Genomic DNA, 20,489 nt, shown 5'->3' on the forward strand with positions numbered 1-20,489 from the left:
AAGCGCATGCGTACCCTCCCTCTCGCCAAAGCGCCGAGCGGCAGGCAGGGCTTGAACTCCCCTCTCGGACCGCCGATGTTAGCGGTTCACTGGGGCATAAGAGAGATTTCCATGCACAATCCGTTCGAGACCGGCGATTTCGCGAGCCTGTTGGCCAGCGCCGGGCTCGGCCTGCAGCAGACGCAAGCAGGCCTGGTTCCCATCGTCATCGAGCAGTCGAACCGCGGCGAGCGTTCGTTCGACATCTTCTCGCGCCTGCTCCGCGAGCGCATCATCTTCGTGACCGGTGGCGTCGAGGACGGCATGGCCTCGCTGATCACCGCGCAGCTGCTCTTCCTCGAGTCCGAGAACCCGAAGAAGGACATCTTCATGTACATCAACTCGCCGGGCGGTGTCGTCACGGCGGGCATGGCGATCCATGACACCATGCGGTACATCCGTCCGCGCGTCGGCACCGTGTGCATCGGTCAGGCCGCGTCGATGGGCAGCTTCCTGCTCGCGAGCGGCGAGCCCGGCATGCGCGTCGCGATGACCAACGCACGCATCATGATCCATCAGCCATCGGGTGGTGCACAGGGCATGGCCAGCGACATCGAGATCCAGGCACGCGAGATCCTGCGCATCCGCAAGCGCATGAACGAACTGTATTCGCAGTATACCGGCCAGCCGATCGAAGAGATTGAGCGCCGGATGGACCGCGATACGTTCCTCGAAGCGAACGAAGCGAAGGATTTCGGGCTGATCGACGAGGTCTTCGACAAGCGTCCGGCGGTGTCCGAGGATGGTGCGAAACCGGCCTAAGCGACACTGGCATGGGGTGAATCGTAAACCCCGCTGGTTTATTTGATTGTAGGAACTCCGGGGTGCGTTACGGTAGCGGCCCCGGAAACGGCACGTGCACCGACATGCGCGAGAGGTAATTGAATGACGAAGCTGAGCGGTGGCGACTCGAAGAGCACCCTCTATTGCTCGTTCTGCGGGAAGTCGCAGCACGAGGTCCGCAAGTTGATCGCCGGGCCGACGGTCTTCATCTGCGACGAGTGCGTCGAGCTATGCAACGACATCATCCGTGAGGAGACGAAGTCTGCGCTGGTGTCAAAGAAGGACGGCGGCGTGCCGACTCCGCAGGAGATTTGCGACGTCCTCGACGATTACGTGATCGGCCAGAAGCGCGCCAAGCGCGTGCTGTCGGTGGCGGTGCACAATCACTACAAGCGGCTCAATCACGGCGCCAAGGGTGCCGATGTCGAGCTGTCGAAGTCGAACATCCTGCTCGTCGGGCCGACCGGTTGCGGCAAGACGCTGCTCGCGCAGACGCTCGCGCGCATTCTCGACGTGCCGTTCACGATGGCCGATGCGACGACGCTGACCGAAGCGGGTTACGTCGGCGAGGACGTCGAGAACATCATCCTCAAGCTGCTCCAGGCGTCCGACTACAACGTCGAGCGGGCGCAGCGCGGGATCGTCTATATCGATGAGATCGACAAGATCTCGCGCAAGGCCGAGAACCCCTCGATCACGCGCGACGTGTCGGGCGAGGGCGTGCAGCAAGCATTGCTCAAGCTGATGGAAGGCACCACTGCGTCGGTGCCGCCACAGGGTGGGCGCAAGCATCCGCAGCAGGAATTCCTGCAGGTGGATACGACCAATATCCTGTTCATCTGCGGCGGTGCGTTCTCGGGTCTCGAGAAGATTATCGGTGATCGTCTGCAGGGCAAGTCGATCGGTTTCGGTGCGTATGTCGCCGGACCGGACGAGCGCAAGACCGGCGAGACGCTGAAGTCTGTCGAGCCTGAGGATCTGCTCAAGTTCGGGCTCATCCCCGAGTTCGTGGGTCGTCTGCCGGTGATCGCGACGCTCGAGGATCTCGACGTCGACGCGCTGGTGAAGATCCTCAAGGAGCCGAAGAACGCGCTGGTCAAGCAGTACCAGAAGCTGTTCGAGATGGAGGACGTCGCGCTCGGCTTCACCGACGACGCGCTGGTCTCGGTCGCCAAGAAGGGCATCGAACGCAAGACCGGCGCGCGCGGGCTCCGCTCGATCCTGGAGAGCATCCTGCTCGACACGATGTTCGACCTGCCCGGCATGGACGGCGTCGACGAGGTGATGATCGACAAGGACGTGATCGAAGGCCGCAAGGAACCGATCCGCGTCTATGCGGAGAAGAAGAAGACTGGCGACGCTGCTTAAAGCGGAACTGGTTTGAGATACGGGAGAGGGCGTCGAGCGATCGGCGCCCTTTTTCGTTTTGGGTACACGCGCTCCGAAAAGCCTCCACCCGTCATCCTGACGAAAGTCAGGATCCAGAGCCGCGAAGGTCAGCCAGCCGTAACCCTGGATCCTGACTTTCGTCAGGATGACTGGGAAGGGTAGGGCAGCGCATCGTATCAACCGTCGCGTCCTGACCCACCGCTGTCTCCGACGTCTCACCCTCTCCCAACTGGAATTGGGAAACGCCCCACGGCGACTGCGCCGTAGAAACAGCGCGGACGGCTCCGGTGCTAAATCTATGAGGTCAACAGCCAAACCCGCTCCAAATCCTTGGGACGTCCGAACAGCCTGAGCATCTCGGCCAATTCCACCCGGTCAGGCACATAAACGACGGACCCTTCGACGATGACAGATACGCGCGTCCGGGGCAGCACTTCCATCCAACCCGCGCCCGTCGCAACATGAAACCCCGCCATGATCTCGACGACCAAAGGCGGCGTCTCCCACCGCCCGAACAACGTTGATCGGAACAACGAACTCGCGCCATCCTCGATCGGTACGACGCCAAGCCTGTCCATCACCCGCCGAGCATCCACCACGCTCGTCAGCACATCGACATCGCCGACCTCAATCGGCACCACCCCGTGCAACGCCACCGCGGCGCTGGAAATGACCCACCACGGGTATCGAGCATCCCGCATCGCATCGACGGTCATGACGAGCGTTTGGCAAAGATCGGCGGACAGCATCGGTGCAGCCTACTCGATCCTTACCGCTCCGCAATCGCGGCGACTCGGACCCTTATCCGCCCTCGCGCATTCGTTATCCAAGTGGAACGAGGGAGCATGCATGACGATCGAAGTGGCCGACCGACCGAACGAACACGTGGTAGAAACAATGCCGGACCGCATGGCCCTTCCGATCTGGACGCTGATCGCCCCGGTTCTCGGGCTCGTCGCGGTCCTCGTCGGGCTCGCCAAGATGGGCACGCTCGGTACCGCGGCTGCGGTGATCGTGCTGATCGGCAGCGTGCTCGCCGCGGTCCATCATGCCGAAGTGATCGCGCACAAGGTCGGTGAGCCGTTCGGGACGCTCGTCCTCGCGATCGCCGTCACCGTGATCGAGGTCTCGCTGATCGTATCGCTGATGCTCTCCAATGCCGGCGACGCCACCACGCTCGCGCGCGATACGGTGTTCGCGGCGATCATGATCATCCTCAATTTCATCATCGGCATCTGCCTGCTCGCGGGCGCGGTGCGGCATCACGAGCAGCGGTTCACGCTGAAGGGCATGACTGCGGCACTCGGCGTGCTGGCGGCGATGGCGGTACTGTCGCTCGTGCTGCCCAACTACACGTCGTCGACGCAGGGCCCAACCTATGCGGCGTCGCAGTTGATGTTTGTCGCGGTCGTATCGCTGATCCTCTACGGGACGTTCGTGCTGGTGCAGACGGTGCGCCACCGCGATTATTTCCTGCCGTCGACCGACGACAAGGACGATCACGCTGCGCCGCCATCGGGTCGCGCGACGGGCATCGCCTTCGCCGCGCTGCTGGTGGCGCTGGTGTCGGTGGTGCTGCTCGCGAAGACGCTGTCGCCGACGATCGAGGCCGCGGTGCTCGGTGCCGGCCTGCCGCTTACCGTGGTCGGCGTGGTGATCGCAGCGCTGGTGCTCGCGCCCGAAAGCCTCGCCGCATACAAGTCGGCGCGGCGCAACCGGTTGCAGACCAGCCTCAACCTCGCGCTAGGCTCCGCTTTGGCGACGATCGGGCTGACGATCCCGAGCGTGGCGATCGTGTCGCTGGTGCTCGACCTGCCAATCGCGCTCGGCATCGATGCGAAGAGCATGACGCTGCTGGCCTTGTCGCTGTTCGTCGCGACGCTGTCGCTCGGCACCGGGCGGACGACGGTGTTGCAGGGCGTCGTCCACCTCGTGATCTTCGCGGCCTATCTGTTCACGACGGTGGTGCCCTAAGCTTAGGGGCCTTGCATCGACAGGTAGGCGATGACGTCGGCGCGGTCCTTCGAGTCGGGCAAACCTGCGAACGCCATCGTCGTGCCGGGCACCATCCGGCGGGGGTTGGTGAGCCAGACATCCATGCGCTTGGCATCCCAGTTGCCGCCGAGTGCTTTCAGCCCGGCAGTATAAGAGAAGCGCGGGCGTCGTTCGCCTATGGGCCCGCCCATCACGCCGTAGAGGTTCGGCCCATCGGTATCGCCCGCATATTGCCCGATCGTGTGGCACGCGGTGCAGCGGCGGAAGACGCGTTCGCCGCTGGCGATCTGACTGGTCGTGCCGGTGTCGGAGTTCGAACCGCAGCCGGCGAGCGCCAGCGCCAGCAGGGGCCACCGCGGCAGGGTCATCGCTTCTGACGTGCAGCCAAGGCGAGGCCGGCGGCGATCTGCACGACGGCGTAGAGGCGACGGCGGCCGGGCTGGTCGACGAACGGCTTCACCAGTTTCTCGGTTCCGAGCGCCTCGTCCTTCCAGAGATCGACGTGGCGGCGGGGTTGGAGGAGGCCGATCAACCCGTCGCCGACCATGAAGATCGCCGCCATCTCCGCCGCGCGCGATCCCCAGATGTTCTCCTGCGCACGCAGGAGTCCAGGAGTCACGGGCGCCGTCTCTTGGGACTCTGGGCCCCCGCTTTCGCGAGGGAACGGTGGAGAGGTCATTGGGGCTTGGCCTTCGCAGCTTGCGCGGCTTTCCAGGCAGCCACGTCCTCCAATGCAACACTACGCCGCAAGACCAGCGCATCCGGATCGATCACGTCATGCGCGCCCGCCGGGACCGACAAGCTCGCCTTCCCCCCATTCATCGGCAGCGTCCGCATCTTCCCATCGATCTGCACCTGTACCGGAAGCGGGAAGGGGCCATTGCCCGGCACTTTCCAAGCCAAACCCAACGTATTCCCCGTCCGCGTCTCAACCAGTTCAGGCAGCGCCGCCTGCCGAAGATACACGTCGAAGAACCATTTATAGTCCTTCCCCGTCACCTTCCGGACGAGCGCCTCATATTCCTTCGTCGACCCGAACCGCGGCGCGAAATTGCCCGGCTTTGGATCCGCGCGCCCATAAACCGCAAGCCGTGTGACGTCGAAGAACGCCTTGTCGCCAATCAGGCTTCGCAGCGTGTGGAGCATCCACGAGCCCTTGTAATAGATGTCCTGCCCCGCACCGCCCTTGTCGAGCTCGTACACCTCTTCCTCGGTAGTGATGCGCTGCTGCGTGATCGGCTTGAGGTTCATGATCGAGGTGCGTTCGCCCTGCATCATCGTCGCGTACCGCGCACGCCCCTCGCGCCACTGGCCATACAGCGGCTGCATGTACGTGCCATATCCCTCATGCAGCCAGTAATCGTCCCAATTGGCGGCGGTCAGCTGGTTGCCGAACCACTCATGCGCGAATTCGTGCTGGAACAGCCAGTCGAACCCCTCCGGCGCCTTCTCGTAGCCGTTGCCGTAGGCGTTGATCGTCTGGTGCTCCATGCCCTTGTGCGGCGTCTCGACCACGCCGACCTTCTCGTCGCCGAACGGGTAGGGCCCGATCATGCTCTCGAAGAAATCGAGCGTCGGCGCGAACTCGGCGAACAGCTTTTCCGCCTGCGGTTTCTCGCCCGGCAAATACCAGTAATACATCGGGATGCTGTTGCCGAAGCGGCTCTTGTAGGTGCCGCTGATCTCTTCATACGGCCCGACGTTCAGCGCGATACCGTAGGTGTTGGGATGCTTGGCGCGCCAGTTCCACGTCGTCCGCCCGTCCGCCAGCGTATCGACGCCGAGCAGCACGCCGTTCGATGGCGCCTTCAGCCCCTTGGGCACGGTGATGTGGAGCGTCACCAGCGCGGGCTCGCCGGTCGGGAAATCGAGGCACGGCCAGAACAGGTCGCAGCCATAGCCTTCCGCGGTCGTCGCAAACCAGGTGCGGCCATCGGGTGTCTTCGACCAGACCGTCCCGTCGTCCCACGGCGCCTTCACTGCGACGTGTGGTGTGCCGCCATAGGTGATCTTCGCGGTGACCTTGCCACCGGCTGAGACCGGCTTGGGCAGCGTGATCGTCAGCCGTCCCTCGGGATTGCTCCACGCGGTACGGGCGAGCGGTACGCCGTCGATCGCAATCGCGCTGACCGGCAGATTGCGGTCGAGGTCGATCGGCAGGCGGGTGAGGGGGGCCTTCGCGGTGAAGGTTAACGTCGCCACGCCATTCAGGCTCTCCGTCTCGGGCAGCACTTCGAACGCCAAATCCGCGCTGTCGAACTGGAGCGCGGTCTGCTCGGGCGTCAGCACCCCACCCGAACGCTGCGTCTGCGCGGTAATCGCGGGCTCGCCCTTCTTCGGAAGCGGGGCGACGGCGAGAAGCGCGGTGGCGCTGGCGGCGAGTAATAAGCGCGAGATCATGCCGCGTTCTCGCGCCTGGGCGGCTCGCATACAAGTGCGATCCGGCACCTTCGGTTCTCCTGCGAACGCAGGAGCCCAGGATTACGAAAACCGCCGCTCGTTACCCTGGACTCCTGCCTTCGCAGGGGAACGGCAGGTCCTCGGGCGACGCGCCAAAACCCCTAACCACCGCCAACCAATTGATGGACGGTTCATCCTCACCATATAAGCTGTAGATTATGCCCCCATGCAGGCACCCACCGGAGCGTTCATGACCCAGTACCCCGTCCTTCCCCTTCGCGACATCGTCGTGTTCCCGCACATGATCGTGCCGCTGTTCGTCGGCCGCGATAAGTCCGTTGCCGCGCTCGAAGCGGCAATGGCGGCGGACAAGGAGATCTATCTCGTCGCGCAGGTCGATCCGGCCGAGGACGATCCCTCGCGCGACGACCTGTATTCGATGGGCGTCACCGCGACCGTGCTCCAGCTACTGAAGCTCCCCGACGGCACGGTCCGCGTGCTGGTCGAGGGCAAGGGCCGCGCGACTCTGGAAACGCTGGACGAAAGCGGCGACTTCCTGACCGCCACGGTCGAACCGGTCGCTGACGCGGAGGTCGAAGGACCCGAGCTCATCGCGCTGATGCGCTCGGTGGTCGACCAGTTCGAGAATTACGCCAAGCTCAATCGCAAGCTCTCGTCGGAAACGTCGGTGCAGCTGTCCGAGATCGAGGACGCGTCGAAGCTCTCCGACGCGGTGATCGCCAACGTCCAGATCAAGGTCGCCGAGAAGCAGGCGATCCTGCTCGAGACCAACCCGTCGAAGCGCCTCGAAATGGCGTTCGCGGCGATGGAGGGCGAGCTGGGCGTCCTTCAGGTTGAGAAGAAGATCAAGAGCCGCGTGAAGCGCCAGATGGAGAAGACGCAGCGCGAATATTACCTCAACGAGCAGTTGAAGGCGATCCAGCGCGAGCTCGGCAACGAGGACGGCGAGGGCGAAGGCGACGAGATCGCCGAGCTGACGCAGAAGATCGCGACGCTCAAGATGAGCAAGGAGGCGCGCGGCAAGGCGACGTCGGAGCTGAAGAAGCTCAAGACGATGGCACCGATGAGCGCCGAGGCGACCGTCGTGCGCAATTATCTCGACGTGCTGCTCGGCCTCCCCTGGGGCAAGAAGTCGAAGATCAAGAAGGACATCGCCGCCGCGCAGGTGACGCTGGACGAAGATCATTATGCGCTCGAGAAGGTCAAGGACCGGATCGTCGAGTATCTCGCGGTGCAGGCGCGTACCAACAAGCTGAAGGGGCCGATCCTGTGCCTCGTCGGCCCTCCGGGCGTTGGCAAGACCTCGCTCGGCAAGTCGATCGCCAAGGCGACCGGGCGCGAATTCATCCGCCAGTCGCTGGGCGGCGTGCGTGACGAAGCCGAGATCCGTGGGCATCGTCGGACGTATATCGGTTCGCTGCCGGGCAAGATCGTAACGAACCTGAAAAAGGCCGGCACGTCGAACCCGCTGTTCCTGCTCGACGAGATCGACAAGCTCGGCCAGGATTTCCGCGGCGACCCCGCCTCGGCGCTGCTCGAGGTCCTCGACCCGGAGCAGAACGGCAAGTTCCAGGATCATTATCTGGAAGTCGATATCGACCTGTCGGACGTGATGTTCGTGTGCACGGCGAACTCGCTCAACCTCCCGCAGGCGCTGCTCGACCGGATGGAGATCATCCGTCTGGAGGGTTATACCGAGGACGAGAAGGTCGAGATCGCCGAGCGTCATCTGGTCGAGAAGCAGATCGAGGCGCATGGCCTGAAGCCTGGTGAGTTCACGCTGACGCAGGAGGGGCTTCGTACGCTCATCCAGCAGTACACGCGCGAGGCCGGCGTGCGTACGCTCGAGCGCGAGATCGCCAAGCTGTGCCGCAAGGCGCTGCGCCAGATTCTTGAGAACAAGACCACCAGCGTCACGATCACGCCCGAGAACATCGGTGAATATGCCGGCGTGCAGAAGTACCGCCACGGGCTTGGCGAGACCGAGAACCAGATCGGTGCGGTCACCGGGCTCGCCTGGACCGAGGTCGGCGGCGAGTTGCTGACGATCGAGAGCGTCACGGTCGCGGGCAAGGGGCAGGCCAAGCTCACCGGTACGCTCGGCGACGTGATGAAGGAGTCGATCGAGACCGCGTTCAGCTATGTGAAGGCGCGTGCACCCAGCTACGGGATCAAGCCGAGCCTGTTCGCGCGGAAGGATATCCACATCCATCTGCCCGAGGGTGCGGTGCCGAAGGATGGCCCGTCGGCGGGTATTGGCATGGTCACGTCGATCGTCTCGACGCTGACCGGCGTGCCGATCCGGCGCGAGGTGGCGATGACCGGCGAGGTTACGCTGCGTGGTCGCGTGCTGCCGATCGGTGGCCTCAAGGAGAAGCTGCTCGCCGCGCTCCGTGGTGGGATCGAGACGGTGCTGATCCCGGCCGAGAACGAGAAGGATCTCGCGGAGATCCCGGCGAACATCAAGGCGGGACTGAAAATCATCCCCGTTTCGCACGTCGACGAGGTGCTTCGCCTAGCGCTGACCGAGCCGCTCGAAGCGATCGAGTGGACCGATGCGGACGAGCTCGCGGCGCTGCCGCCGGCACCGATCGCACCGGTCGGGGGTGGCCTTCACCACTGATCCATGTTTGGATCGTAAGCGATGACGCGGCGGTTTCGTTTGACAGCAGACGGGGCCGCCGCATTATTGCGCGCTGATTGCGGTCGCGAGTCCATCACGGCCGATTAGAGTTTTTTCCCGGGGGATTATATGAACAAGCAGGAGCTGATCGCGACGGTTGCCGACACGTCCGGGCTGGTAAAAGCCGACGCGGTCAAGGCGGTCGAGGCGGTGTTCGATGCGATCGAGGCATCGTTGAAGAAGGGCGACGAGGTTCGCCTGGTCGGTTTCGGCACGTTCTCGATTTCGAAGCGCAAGGCGTCGACCGGCCGCAATCCGCGTACCGGCGAGCCGATGACGATCAAGGCTTCGACGCAGCCCAAGTTCAAGGCCGGCAAGGGCCTGAAGGACGCGGTCAACTAGGACCGGTGTCGATAGGGCTGGACAGGTGGACGGGGTCTGCCTAAAGGCCCGCTTCCGAACGAGTTTCGGGCGCGTAGCTCAGTGGTAGAGCACACCCTTCACACGGGTGGGGTCGCTGGTTCAATCCCAGCCGCGCCCACCAGATTTACGCCGGTCTCTTCGCACGAAGGGGCCGGCGTTGCTGTTTCTGGCGTCCGTCGGCCCGATCCGGCTTCCCCCCTCCCTGAAAGGGAGGGGCCGGGGGTGGGTCGGGTTCCGTATCGGCGAACGGTCGCGGCATAAGCGGGCCTACCCACCCCCAACCCCTCCCTTTCAGGGAGGGGAGAATGTCGGGCTAAGCCCTAACCCGAAATCCCAACATGACAGCTTCTTCATTAGGCTGGTTCGTTCGATCGAACTAAACGTCCCGTGTGGTCCAGTCTCGACTCCTAGACATCGCGATCAGCGAATTCGGCAGCAAGGGGCTGGAGGGGGCAAGCACGCGCGCGATCGCTGCGGCGGCGGGCACGGCGATGTCGTCGATCACCTATCATTACGGCGGTAAGGACGGGCTGTATCTCGCCGCGGCGGATCGGATCGCCGAGCGCATGTCCGCGATGATGACCGAGCCGTTCGACGTACCCGCCGGGGTCGTCGAGGATGCCGCCGCAGCCCGCACCCGGATCCACCGGATATTCGCGCGGCTCGCAGATAAGATGGCGAGCGACGAGAACGCCGACTGGACGCTGTTCGTTCTGCGCGAGCAGATGAAACCCGGTGCGGCGTTCGAGCGGATCTATGGCGGCGTAATGGGGCAGATGATCGAGACGCTTGCCGATCTCGTCGCCACTGCGACCGGCTGTACCAACGAGCGCGTCGCTCGGATTACGACGATCACGTTGATGGGGCAGGTCCTCGCGCTGCGATCGAGCCGCGCGACCTTCCTCAAACTGCTCGGGCGCGATGCGCTCGGGGCCGACGACATCCTCGATATCAAGGCGCGTATCGACGCCAATATCGACGCTATTCTCGATTCGATGCGTGCTGAAGAACAGGGCCAGGCATGACCGACCAGACGAACTACTCCGACGCCAACCACGACGATGAGGATCGCAAGTCCGATCCGAACGGCGAGGACCAGCAGTCCGATACCGACCAGCAAGACGAGTCTGACGACGACAAGGCCGAGGGCGACGACAAGAAGCCGTCGGTCTTCAAGAAGCCGCTGTTCTGGATCATCCTCGTCATCGTCGTCGGCGGGCTGATCATCGGCGGCGTGCTCTACTGGCTCCACGCGCGGCAGTTCGAATCGACCGACGACGCGTTCGTCGACACGCACATCGTCCGCCTTGCGCCGCAAGTCGCGGGCACGCTGGTCCAGGTCGCGGACATCGACAACCGCCACGTCGAGGCGGGCCGCCTGCTCGCGGTCATCAAGGCATCCGGCCGCGATGCGCAGGTCGCCGAGGCGCAGGCAAACGAATCGCAGGCCCGCGCACAGTTCGCGCAGGCACAGGCGCAGGTCACCGCTGCCGAAGCGCAACGCCAGCAGGCTGCCGCCCAAGCACGCGTCCCAATGGCCGCCGCGGTAAAGGCCCAGCAGGATCTCGCGCGTTACGAGGCGTTGCTGCGGCTCGATCCGAGCGCGGTCGCCGGGCAACAGCTAGATCAGGCGCGCGCCACCGCCCGCCAGACCGCCGCCGATGCCGCCGCCGCCCGCGAGCAGATCGACACCGCCACCGCCCAGATCAGCGTCGCCAGGAAGCAGGTCGGCGCGGCCAAGTCGGTGATCGACGCCCGTCGTGCGCAGGTCGATCAGGCCAACGTCACGATCGGCGATCTCCGCCTGACCGCGCCGGTCGCGGGGCAAGTCGTCAACCGCTCGGTCAACGTCGGCTCCTATGTCGCGCCCGGCACGCAGCTGATGGCGATCGTCCCCGACACAATGTGGGTGACGGCGAACTTCAAGGAAACGCAGCTCACGCTGATGAAGATTGGCCAGCCCGTCGATATCCATGTCGACGCGTATCCCGGCGTCGACTTCAAGGGTCATGTCGACTCGATCCAGCGCGGCGCCGGCCAGGCGTTCGCCCTGCTGCCCCCGCAGAACGCGACCGGCAACTACGTAAAGGTGGTCCAGCGCGTCCCCGTCCGTATCGTGTTCGACGCGAAGAACGGCCCCGATCCGAAGCGGTATCCGATCGGTCCCGGCATGTCGGTGGTGCCGACCGTCAAGGTCCGCTGAGGTGGCCAAGGCGCCAGCCAAGGTCGATGCGGGGGGCGGCCACACCTGGTCGCCCAGCCGGTCGGCGGCGGGCAAGTACAGCCCGTGGCTGATCGTCGCGATCATCTCGATCCCGACCTTCATGGAGGTGCTCGACACCTCGATCGCCAACGTCGCGCTCGATCACATCTCGGGCGGGCTGTCGATCACCACCGACCAGGCGACCTGGGTGCTGACCAGCTACCTCGTCGCCAACGCGATCGTCATCCCGATCTCGGGCTGGCTTAGCGACGCAATCGGCCGAAAGCGGTATTTTCTGCTGTCGATCGCCCTGTTCACGCTCGCCTCGCTGATGTGCGGCCTCGCGCCGAACATCGCCACGCTCGTCGTCGCGCGCGTGCTGCAGGGCATTGGTGGCGGTGGCCTGGCGCCGGTCGAACAGTCGATCCTCGCCGACACCTTCCCGCCCAAGCAACGCGGGATGGCGTTCGCCGCGTTCGCGATCGTCGTCGTCGTCGGGCCCGTGCTCGGACCGACGCTGGGCGGCTACATCGTCGAATATTCGAGCTGGCATTGGGTGTTCCTGATCAACGTCCCCGTCGGCATCGCCGCCTGGTTCCTGGTCGAGACGTTCGTCGACGAGCCGGACCAGGTGAAGAAAGACCGTGACGAGCGCTTCAAGAACGGCCTGACGATCGACTATGTCGGTGTCGCACTGGTCGCGCTGGGCCTCGGCTTCCTCGAACTCACCTTCGATCGCGGCGAGCGCGAGGACTGGTTCGCGAGCGGCTTCATCGTCATGTCGGCGATCATCGCCGCGGTGTCGCTGGTCAGCCTCGTCATCTGGGAGCTCAACCACAAGGACCCGGTGATCGACCTCAAGCTGCTGAAGAACCGCAACTTCGCGCTGACGATCGGCGTGATGGGCGTCACCGGCATGATCCTGTTCGGCACGACGCAGCTCATTCCGCAGATGCTGCAACAGGTGCTCGGCTACAGCTCGCTCGATGCCGGCCTCGCGCTTACCGCCGGCGGTCTGGCGACGCTCGTCATGGTGCCGTTCGCGGGGCGACTAAGCGGGCTGGTCGACGTCCGCTTCCTGCTGTTCCCGGCGTTGCTGGTGCAAGCGTTCGCGCTGTGGAACATGAGCCACCTGACCGCCGACATCGCGTTCTCCGATGCGGCATTCGCCCGGCTGTTCCAGGCAATGGCGCTGCCGTTCCTGTTCGTGCCGATCAACGCGATCGCCTATGTCGGGCTCAAGCAGACGCAGACCGCGCAGGCGTCGAGCCTGCTCAACGTCTCGCGCAATCTTGGCGGCACGATCGGCATCTGTTTTGCGCAGACGCAGCTCGCAGGGGGGTTGCAGCGGCACCAGTCGGAATTGACTCAGACGCTCAACCCGCTCGACCCGAACTACAATGACTGGATGCAGAAGGCGACGAGCGTGTTCGGCGGGCAGGGCGATGCGACGACGCCTCTGGCCGTTCTCTACAGCCAGATGCAGCGGCAGGCGACGATGCTCGCGTTCCTCGACGTGTTCCGCGCGATGATGGTGGTCGTGCTGGTCGTCGCGCCACTGGTTCTATTCATGCGCTCCGGCAAGACCGGCGGCGCCCCCTCGGGAGGGATGCATTGATGCGTGCGCGGTTCATGGTGGTTGCGGTTGCGGCCCTGCTCGCGGGGTGCACCGTCGGCCCGAATTACGTCGCCCCCGAGATGGCGGTGCCGCTGGCGTTCGTCGGTCCGCAGGCGAGCGTTGGTACTTCGGTTGACCCGGCCCGCTGGTGGTCCGCGTTCGGCGATTCGCAATTGGACGGCCTCGTGGAGCGCGCGCTCAAGGGCAATCCCGACATCGCGATCGCCGCCTCGCGCGTGCGCCAGGCACGGTTGCAGGAGATCGTCGCGCGCTCGCAAGGGTTGCCGAGCGTCAACGCCAGCGCCAGCCCGAGCCATATCGAGTTCAGCAAGAACGCCGGCCTCTCGTCGATTGCACGCGCGTTCAGCGGCGGCACGGGGGCCGGCGGCGCGGGCTCGACTGGGGGCTCGACCGGCGGCATCGCTCTCCCCGGCAGCGGGATCACGACGTATTCCGTCGGCTTCGATGCAAGCTGGGAGCTCGACCTGTTCGGCGGCGTCCGGCGCAGCACCGAGGGCGCGCGGGCGCGGACGGAAGCGGCGGTCTGGTCGAAGCGCGACGCCGCGGTGACGCTCGCGGCCGAAGTCGCGCAGGCGTATTTCGCGCTCCGGCTCGATCAGGCGCAGATCGCGACGATCGAGGGTGAGATCGTCCGCCAGCGTCGTGCGCTCGAGATCGCGGGCAACACGGCCAAGGTGGGCCTCGTCCCGCCGATCGACGTCACGCGTCAGCGCGCTTCGATCACATCCACGGAAGCGCGCGCCGAGCCGGTCCGTGCCGATGTCGATGTCCGCATGCACGCACTGGCGATCCTGCTCGGCGAGCCACCTGCGACGCTGATGTCCGAACTCGCAGCGCCGTCGGTAGCACCGCTTGGCGTACCGACTATCCCTGCCGGTTTGCCGTCCGAACTGTTGCGTCGTCGCCCCGACATCCGCGCGGCCGAACGCGATCTCGCGGCCTCGACGGCGGATATCGGCGTTGCGGTGGCGGACATGTATCCGAAGTTCAGCCTGACCGGCATGAGCCAGCTGATCTCGACCGCGCTCGGCAATCTGTTCTCGGGTGACAGCCTCCAGCTGACCGCGTCCGGTGCGGCACAGTTCCCATTGCTCGACTGGGGCCGGCGCAAATCGACCGTGAAGTCGCGCGAGGAAGACCGCGAGCAGGCGTATCTGCGCTATCGCTCGACGGTGTTGCAGGCTTTGCGCGACGTCGAGGATCCGCTCGCGCAGATCGCTGCCGAGCGGAGGCGGAATGCGGCTTTGCAGCGGGCTGTGGTCGATGCGCAGAGCAGCGCCAAGGCAGCGGAGTCGCAGTACCGGACCGGGTTCGTGGCGCAGACGACGCTGCTGAATGCGGAGACGGACGTGCTGACCGCGCGCGAACAGCTGGTGTCGAGCGATGCGCAGTTGAGGCAACTGACGGTGGCGCTGTTCAAGGCGCTGGGGGGCGGTTGGAAGCAGGCGGAGTAAGGGCCGCTTCAAACCCGTCCGTTACACCGCGCTTCTTGTTCTCCCGAGAAGGCGGGAGCCCAGTCTGGGCTCCCGCCTTCTCGGGAAAACAAGCTAGTTAGTGGGTTGCGCCCGTTTCAGAAGCACCACCCCGGCGAAGGCCGGGGCCCAATTGGGAAACGTCGGTAACGTAGGTACGCGCTTCATCACCGCGACCTTGCCAATTGGGCCCCGGCCTTCGCCGGGGTAGTAATCTTTTCGGCAGGTGCTTTCAGCGAGCAGTCGTTCAATCAAAAAACAGAGGGCTGCCAATCGACCGCCCAAAGATCACTTCTTCTTGTTCTTCCGCGCCGCATACTTAGCGTCACGAATCGCCTTCTTCTCGGCATCGGTCAATTCGACCTTAGCCTCGGCCTCGCGCTTCTTCGCAGCAGCCGCCTCAGCTTCAGCCTTCTTCGCAGCCTTTGCCTCGTCCTCGGCAGCGCGCTTCGCAGCGCGCTTCTCGCGCTCGGCCAATTCCTTGGCCTCGCGCGCGGCAAGGCGCTCGGCTACGACGGCTTCGTCGATCGGCGGCTTGGCACGCAGCGCTTCGAGCGCCTTCTGCTTGGCGGCGGCTGCGCTGCTCGTACGGTCCTGGAAGCTGGGGTCCTTGAAAGAGGCCATTGTCGTGAGATAATCCTGTAATATCGGTCTGACCGTCCGGACGCAGGATTGCGCCAGAGGTCTTGGGAGCAGTGACTCTGGCAGCGCCTGTAAATCATCGCGCGCCGGATCGGAAGAGATGTGTTCGATAGCGCGGTTTTCAACCCCGCAGGCCAGAAGCGCCACAATCGGCAGTCATCGAACCGTCATATCATAGTCATGCAAGCGTCATCGAAATCGCATCGCGGCGTCATCTGGCCAGCCTAACCGCCATGTCACGGTCGGCAGGGGGGAGCCTGGGTCGATCCGAACAATCAACGGTACGACTCGGGAGTCCTTCGCATGACCAGCTTTACTCGCCTCGGCACGATCCTGCTGACCGGCACGGCCTGCCTCGCACTCACCGCTTGCGGCGGTGCCGACGACGTCGCTTCGCCGGGCGCAGGCACGGTGATCATCACCCCGCCAGCCACGCCGACCCCGACGCCGTCCACCCCGACGCCGACCCCATCGGCGATCACGGCAGCGCAGTTCGCCTCGACTTCGGGCGGCCGCTCGGACGGCACGATCACGATCAGCGCCGATGAGCAGCTTGCGATCGTCAACGCCGGCACCAACAACAACGTCAGCGGCACCAACGTCCTGACCGGCGTGTACCCGACCGCCGCGACGTCCGCCACGACCGCGACCGACCCGTCGTCGATCAACCCGTTCTTCGCCAGCACCAATTTCGCCGGCGCGCTCAACGGCCCGACCGACACCGCGTTCCAGGGCTGGACCTGCGCCTCCACGTCGGCCGAGTTCGGCGGCAGCACGACCGCGCGCTGCACCGCGGTTCCTGCCGTCGGCGCTGGCGGTTCGGCCGCAGCGTGCCCGACCGGCACGATCGATGACGGCCTGGTCCAGACGTTCCGCGCCTGCCGCCTGCCGACCAACATCACGTCCAGCCTGACGCTGCCGAAGATCGCCGGCGTGTTCTACCGCCTGCGCGGCCAGACCGAAGTCGGCGCCGATGTCGGCACGACCGGTGCGGATACCGGCGTGACGCTGACGATCGCACCGGGCGTCGTCGTCGCCGCGGACTCGACCGAAGTCACCGCCGACCTCCTGCTCGTCAATCGCGGGTCGAAGATCAGCGCCGTCGGTACGCGCGACGCGCCGATCATCTTCACGTCGCAGCAGAACTTGACCGTCAACGGCGTCAGCGATGCGACGCAGGGTCAGTGGGGCGGGATCATCCTGCTCGGCCGCGCGCCCGTCGCGGTTTGCGCCACGGGTACCGGCCCGAACAACGCCGGCGGCACGAGCACGACCTGCCAGCAGGCGATCGAAGGCGTCACCGGGCGCTTCTACGGTGGCCCGACGGCGGCCGACAACAGCGGCACGATGCAGTATGTCCAGATCCGCTACAGCGGCATCGCGATCAGCGACGGCAACGAGCTCCAGGGCCTGACGCTCGGCGGCACCGGTTCGGGCACGACGATCGATCACGTCCAGAGCCACAACTCGGCCGATGACGGCATCGAGATCTTCGGCGGCACCACGAACATCAAGTATTTCGCGGTCACCGGCGCAGACGACGACGGCTACGATATCGACAACGGCTATCGCGGCTTCATGCAGTTCATCATCGCCGCACAGCGCCTGCTGGGTGCGACCGCCGACTCGTTCTCGACCGAGATCGACTCGAACGGTGCCGAGGACCTGCTGCCCCGTACGTTCGGTCAGTATTCGAACTTCACGTTCGTGCAGACCGCGCTTGCGCCGGCCGCTATCCGCCAGCGCGGTGGTTCGGACATGCGCTTCATCAACGGCATCGTGAAGTCGCCTGCGACCGTCGCCTGCCTCAACCTGATCGCGCAGGAAACCAGCCAGGCCGATCGCTCGACGATCCGCGCGGCGGATGCCTCGAAGCAGGACCAGGGCCCGCCGATCTTCACGTCGGTCTACTTCAACTGCAACGGCCGGTAACGCTTCCGGTCGGCTCTCCGCAGTCGATGATGTGAGCAGCGATGCCGGGGGGGTTCCAAAGACCGCCCCGGCATTCGCCCATAGACCCCCTGATCTGGATATTCGGCCATGCAAACGCGCTTCGGCTATGCCACCTTACTTCTCCTGACCTCGCAGCTGGTCGCGCCCGCGGTGCTCGCCCAGACCGGCGGCGCTGCACCCGCTCCAGCCGCCTCGCCACCCGCCTCGACCACGCAGACGGGGCCTACCTCGACGCCGGTGGATACCTCCGCGCCCCAAGCTGCCGGTGCAGAGTCCGCCGGAGCGCAGGCCGAAGTGTCGACGCCGGGCTATGATCCCAATGGCGGCGAGGACATCGTCGTCGTCGGTCGCAACATTCCCAATTTCGTCCGCGCGACTCCGCAGGTCGTCTCGATCCTGTCGACCGAAGACATCGCACGCACCGGCGAAGGCGACATTGCCGGCGCGCTGTCGCGCGTCACCGGTCTCAGCATCGTCGGCAACGGCTTCGTCTATGTCCGCGGTCTCGGCGATCGCTACTCGTCGTCGCTGCTGAATGGCTCGCCACTGCCGAGCCCCGAGCCGCTGCGCCGTTCGGTCCCGCTCGACATCTTCCCGACCACGATCGTCGGCTCCGCGCTGGTCCAGAAGACCTATTCGGTTAACTATCCCGGCGAATTCGGCGGCGGCGTGATCAACCTCACGACCAAGGCGATCCCGGACAAGAACTTCCTGTCGTTCGGCGGCTCGGTCTCGGCCGACACCGCGACGACCAGCGAACTCGGCTACACCTATTATGGTGGCGATGCCGACTGGATCGGCTTTGACGACGGCACGCGCAAGGTGCCGAGCTTCATCAAGAACGCGCCTAGCGGCACCGGCAACATCTCGGCCGCGCAGGCCGCGACGCTCAGCAACGCCTCGACTTCGCTGCTCCAGCGCAACAACCAGCTCCCCGCCAATTTCTCGGGCGAGATCAGCGGCGGCTCGGTGTTCGACATCGGTTCGGGCCGGCTCGGCGTGATCGCGTCGGTCAGCGCGAGCAACACCTTCCGCACACGCAGCATCACGCAGCAGGATTCGGTCACCAACGAAGGGCTGCTCCGCAACGATTTCCAGACCCTGCTGACCGACAACCGGATCGTCGCCAACGCGCTGATCGGCGTAGGCTACGAGTTCGGCGAGAACAGCATCAAGCTGACCAACGTCTACATCCACGACACGCTGAAGCAGGCGCGTGGGTCGGCGGCGACCACCTACAACAACTCGAGCGGCCTGCGTTTCCAGCAGAACACCAACTGGTTCGAACGCCAGCTGTTCGAGAGCCAGCTGGTCGGCGCGTTCAAGCCCGTCGACGCGCTGACGCTCGACGTCCGCGGCGCCTATGCCAATTCGAAGCGCAACGCCCCGTACGAGCGGCAGTTCGACTATCTCTGCTCGAACACCACCACGACCGGCCAGCCGATCACGGTGCAGGATCCGAACGGGACCGGCGGCGCGCAGTGCAACGGCGCGTATCAGGTGACGCAGCGCTTCTCGCCGTTCGCGTCGATCATCTTCAGCGAATTGAAGGAAGACCTCTACAGCGGGCAGGCGGATGCCGCGTACAAGCTGTCGACCGACCGGCCGATGACGCTGTCGACCGGCTATTTCTACTCGGATACGAAGCGCACGTCGTCGCGCCTCCAGTTCAACTACCAGACGCCACGCGGTGGTGGCACCGCGCCGGGCTATCCGTATAATCTGCTCCGTCCGGATTACCTGCTGGCGATCGATACCAACGATCCGCTCAACTCGCTCGAATTGCAGTTCAACACCCCGCTCGGCGCGTATCAATATGATGCGTCGCTGCGGATTCATGCGGGCTATGTCCAGGCCGAGGCCGAGGCGACCGACGGTGTCCGCGCGACGATCGGCGTGCGCTACGAGACGGCGGACGAGCGGGTTACCCCGATCGGCGCGACCACGACGCGGCTGAAGAACGATTACTTCCTGCCAGCCTCGACGCTGACCTGGAACTTCGCGCCCGACATGCAACTTCGCGCCAGCGCGTCGAAGACGATCTCGCGCCCGCAGTTCCGCGAACTCGCGCCTCAGCAGTTCCGCGATCCCGAATCGGATCGCCTGTTCTTCGGTAACCCGCTGTTGCAGGATACCAAGCTCTACAATCTCGATGCGCGCTACGAATGGTTCTTCGCGCGTGACCAGCGCTTTACGCTCGGCGCGTTCTACAAGCGGATCGACAAGCCGATCGAGCAGGTCGGTTTCTACACCGGTGCCGACGATCGTCTCCAGACGGGCTTCACCAACCTGCCCAAGGCCAAGCTGTACGGCGGCGAGGTCGAGTTCCAGAAATACGTGCCGCTCGACACGCTCGGCAGCGATTTCTTCGCGACGCGCCGCCTGCTGTTCATCGCCAACTACACCTATACGCAGTCGTCGATCACGGTGGACGGCAGCTGCGTCCCGAACGTGGTGGACCAGACGACCAAGGTCGCGGGCTGCCAGACCGGGTTCGCGCCCGCGACGGGTAACTTCCGCGACGGCGCGCCGCTCACCGGCCAGTCGGACCATCTGGTCAACGTCCAGCTCGGGCTGGAGGACACCAAGCGGCTGTCGCAGATCACGTTGTTGTTCAACTACGCCAGCGACCGCGTAACCAACCGCGGCCCGTCGAACCTCGGCGGCACGGGCTTCCTGCCCGACATCATCGAGAAGCCCGGCATCCGCCTCGACCTCGTCGCCCGCCAAGGTGTCGAACTGCGCGGTGCCAAGTTCGAGGTGAAGGCCGAGGCACGCAACCTCACCAAGACGCGCTTCACCGAAGGCCAGACGTTCGAGAACGGCAACAAGGTGTACATCAACCGGTATAATTTGGGTCAGGTGTTCACGCTTGGGATCAGCACGACGTTCTGAGGAAAGGATCGG

The 20,489-nt window shown here is 64.8% G+C and carries 16 protein-coding genes and 1 tRNA gene; 12 read left to right on the forward strand and 5 right to left on the reverse strand.

Features of this window, described 5'->3' with window-relative positions; genetic code table 11:
- The first annotated feature begins 111 nt into the window (after nucleotides 1–111).
- Complete coding sequence (locus tag C8J42_RS06935) at nucleotides 112–801, forward strand: ATP-dependent Clp protease proteolytic subunit (RefSeq protein ID WP_133019435.1); 690 nt, start codon at nucleotides 112–114, stop codon at nucleotides 799–801.
- A gap of 123 nt (nucleotides 802–924) precedes the next feature.
- Nucleotides 925–2,190 carry an ATP-dependent Clp protease ATP-binding subunit ClpX gene (gene clpX / locus C8J42_RS06940; RefSeq protein ID WP_056048170.1) on the forward strand — a complete coding sequence of 422 codons (1,266 nt, stop codon included), beginning with the start codon at nucleotides 925–927 and terminating at the stop codon, nucleotides 2,188–2,190.
- Between the two features lie 317 nt (nucleotides 2,191–2,507).
- Here clpX and C8J42_RS06945 read toward each other — a convergent pair whose 3' ends face one another.
- On the reverse strand, nucleotides 2,508–2,960 hold the full coding sequence (locus C8J42_RS06945) for a hypothetical protein (RefSeq protein WP_133019436.1): 453 nt from the start codon (nucleotides 2,958–2,960) through the stop codon (nucleotides 2,508–2,510).
- A gap of 100 nt (nucleotides 2,961–3,060) precedes the next feature.
- Here C8J42_RS06945 and C8J42_RS06950 point away from each other — a divergent pair, with 100 nt between their 5' ends.
- A complete protein-coding gene (locus tag C8J42_RS06950; RefSeq protein ID WP_133019437.1) occupies nucleotides 3,061–4,185 on the forward strand; it encodes an ionic transporter y4hA in 1,125 nt (374 codons plus the stop codon).
- Between the two features lie 2 nt (nucleotides 4,186–4,187).
- Here the strand turns inward: C8J42_RS06950 and C8J42_RS06955 are convergent, their stop codons facing one another.
- Genes C8J42_RS06955 through C8J42_RS06965 form a run of 3 tightly spaced genes read right to left on the reverse strand, consistent with a single transcriptional unit; the run spans nucleotide 4,188 to nucleotide 6,606 of the window.
- Nucleotides 4,188–4,574, reverse strand: coding sequence for a c-type cytochrome (locus tag C8J42_RS06955; RefSeq protein ID WP_133019438.1), 387 nt, complete (start codon nucleotides 4,572–4,574; stop codon nucleotides 4,188–4,190).
- Entirely contained in the window at nucleotides 4,571–4,825 is a 255-nt protein-coding gene (locus tag C8J42_RS06960; RefSeq protein ID WP_243644161.1) for a hypothetical protein, read from the reverse strand. Before C8J42_RS06960 ends, C8J42_RS06955 begins: the two co-directional genes overlap by 4 nt.
- A 56-nt stretch (nucleotides 4,826–4,881) precedes the next feature.
- Nucleotides 4,882–6,606, reverse strand: a complete 1,725-nt coding sequence (locus C8J42_RS06965; RefSeq protein WP_133019439.1) for a M1 family metallopeptidase — start codon at nucleotides 6,604–6,606, stop codon at nucleotides 4,882–4,884.
- 250 nt (nucleotides 6,607–6,856) lie between these two features.
- Between C8J42_RS06965 and lon the strand changes: the two genes are divergently transcribed.
- The 7 genes from lon to C8J42_RS07000 all read left to right on the forward strand — a co-directional run bounded on the left by lon (nucleotide 6,857) and on the right by C8J42_RS07000 (nucleotide 14,969).
- Nucleotides 6,857–9,250 (forward strand): endopeptidase La, encoded by a 2,394-nt coding sequence (gene lon / locus C8J42_RS06970; RefSeq protein WP_056057990.1) that lies wholly within the window; start codon nucleotides 6,857–6,859, stop codon nucleotides 9,248–9,250.
- A gap of 129 nt (nucleotides 9,251–9,379) precedes the next feature.
- The gene (locus tag C8J42_RS06975) at nucleotides 9,380–9,652 is read left to right on the forward strand and encodes an HU family DNA-binding protein (protein WP_056048186.1); all 273 of its coding nucleotides are present in this window, start codon (nucleotides 9,380–9,382) and stop codon (nucleotides 9,650–9,652) included.
- Between the two features lie 67 nt (nucleotides 9,653–9,719).
- Nucleotides 9,720–9,794, forward strand: a tRNA-Val gene (locus C8J42_RS06980).
- A gap of 268 nt (nucleotides 9,795–10,062) precedes the next feature.
- Entirely contained in the window at nucleotides 10,063–10,698 is a 636-nt protein-coding gene (locus C8J42_RS06985) for a CerR family C-terminal domain-containing protein (RefSeq protein WP_133019440.1), read from the forward strand.
- The gene (locus C8J42_RS06990) at nucleotides 10,695–11,876 is read left to right on the forward strand and encodes an HlyD family secretion protein (protein WP_133019441.1); all 1,182 of its coding nucleotides are present in this window, start codon (nucleotides 10,695–10,697) and stop codon (nucleotides 11,874–11,876) included. Before C8J42_RS06985 ends, C8J42_RS06990 begins: the two co-directional genes overlap by 4 nt.
- A gap of 1 nt (nucleotide 11,877) precedes the next feature.
- A complete protein-coding gene (locus tag C8J42_RS06995) occupies nucleotides 11,878–13,494 on the forward strand; it encodes a DHA2 family efflux MFS transporter permease subunit (protein WP_133019442.1) in 1,617 nt (538 codons plus the stop codon).
- Complete coding sequence (locus tag C8J42_RS07000) at nucleotides 13,494–14,969, forward strand: efflux transporter outer membrane subunit (protein ID WP_133019443.1); 1,476 nt, start codon at nucleotides 13,494–13,496, stop codon at nucleotides 14,967–14,969. The genes C8J42_RS06995 and C8J42_RS07000 overlap by 1 nt, the downstream gene beginning before the upstream one ends.
- Before the next feature lie 306 nt (nucleotides 14,970–15,275).
- Here C8J42_RS07000 and C8J42_RS07005 read toward each other — a convergent pair whose 3' ends face one another.
- Nucleotides 15,276–15,776 (reverse strand): DUF6481 family protein, encoded by a 501-nt coding sequence (locus C8J42_RS07005; protein WP_347812403.1) that lies wholly within the window; start codon nucleotides 15,774–15,776, stop codon nucleotides 15,276–15,278.
- A 156-nt stretch (nucleotides 15,777–15,932) separates the two neighbouring features.
- Between C8J42_RS07005 and C8J42_RS07010 the strand changes: the two genes are divergently transcribed.
- Both C8J42_RS07010 and C8J42_RS07015 read left to right on the forward strand, forming a co-directional pair.
- Nucleotides 15,933–17,561, forward strand: coding sequence for a hypothetical protein (locus tag C8J42_RS07010; RefSeq protein WP_133019444.1), 1,629 nt, complete (start codon nucleotides 15,933–15,935; stop codon nucleotides 17,559–17,561).
- Nucleotides 17,562–17,669: 108 nt separating this feature from the next.
- Complete coding sequence (locus C8J42_RS07015; protein WP_133019445.1) at nucleotides 17,670–20,477, forward strand: TonB-dependent receptor; 2,808 nt, start codon at nucleotides 17,670–17,672, stop codon at nucleotides 20,475–20,477.
- The last annotated feature ends 12 nt before the right edge of the window (nucleotides 20,478–20,489 follow it).

It is taken from the genome of Sphingomonas sp. PP-CE-1A-559 (genome assembly GCF_004340965.1).
GTDB lineage: Bacteria > Pseudomonadota > Alphaproteobacteria > Sphingomonadales > Sphingomonadaceae > Sphingomonas.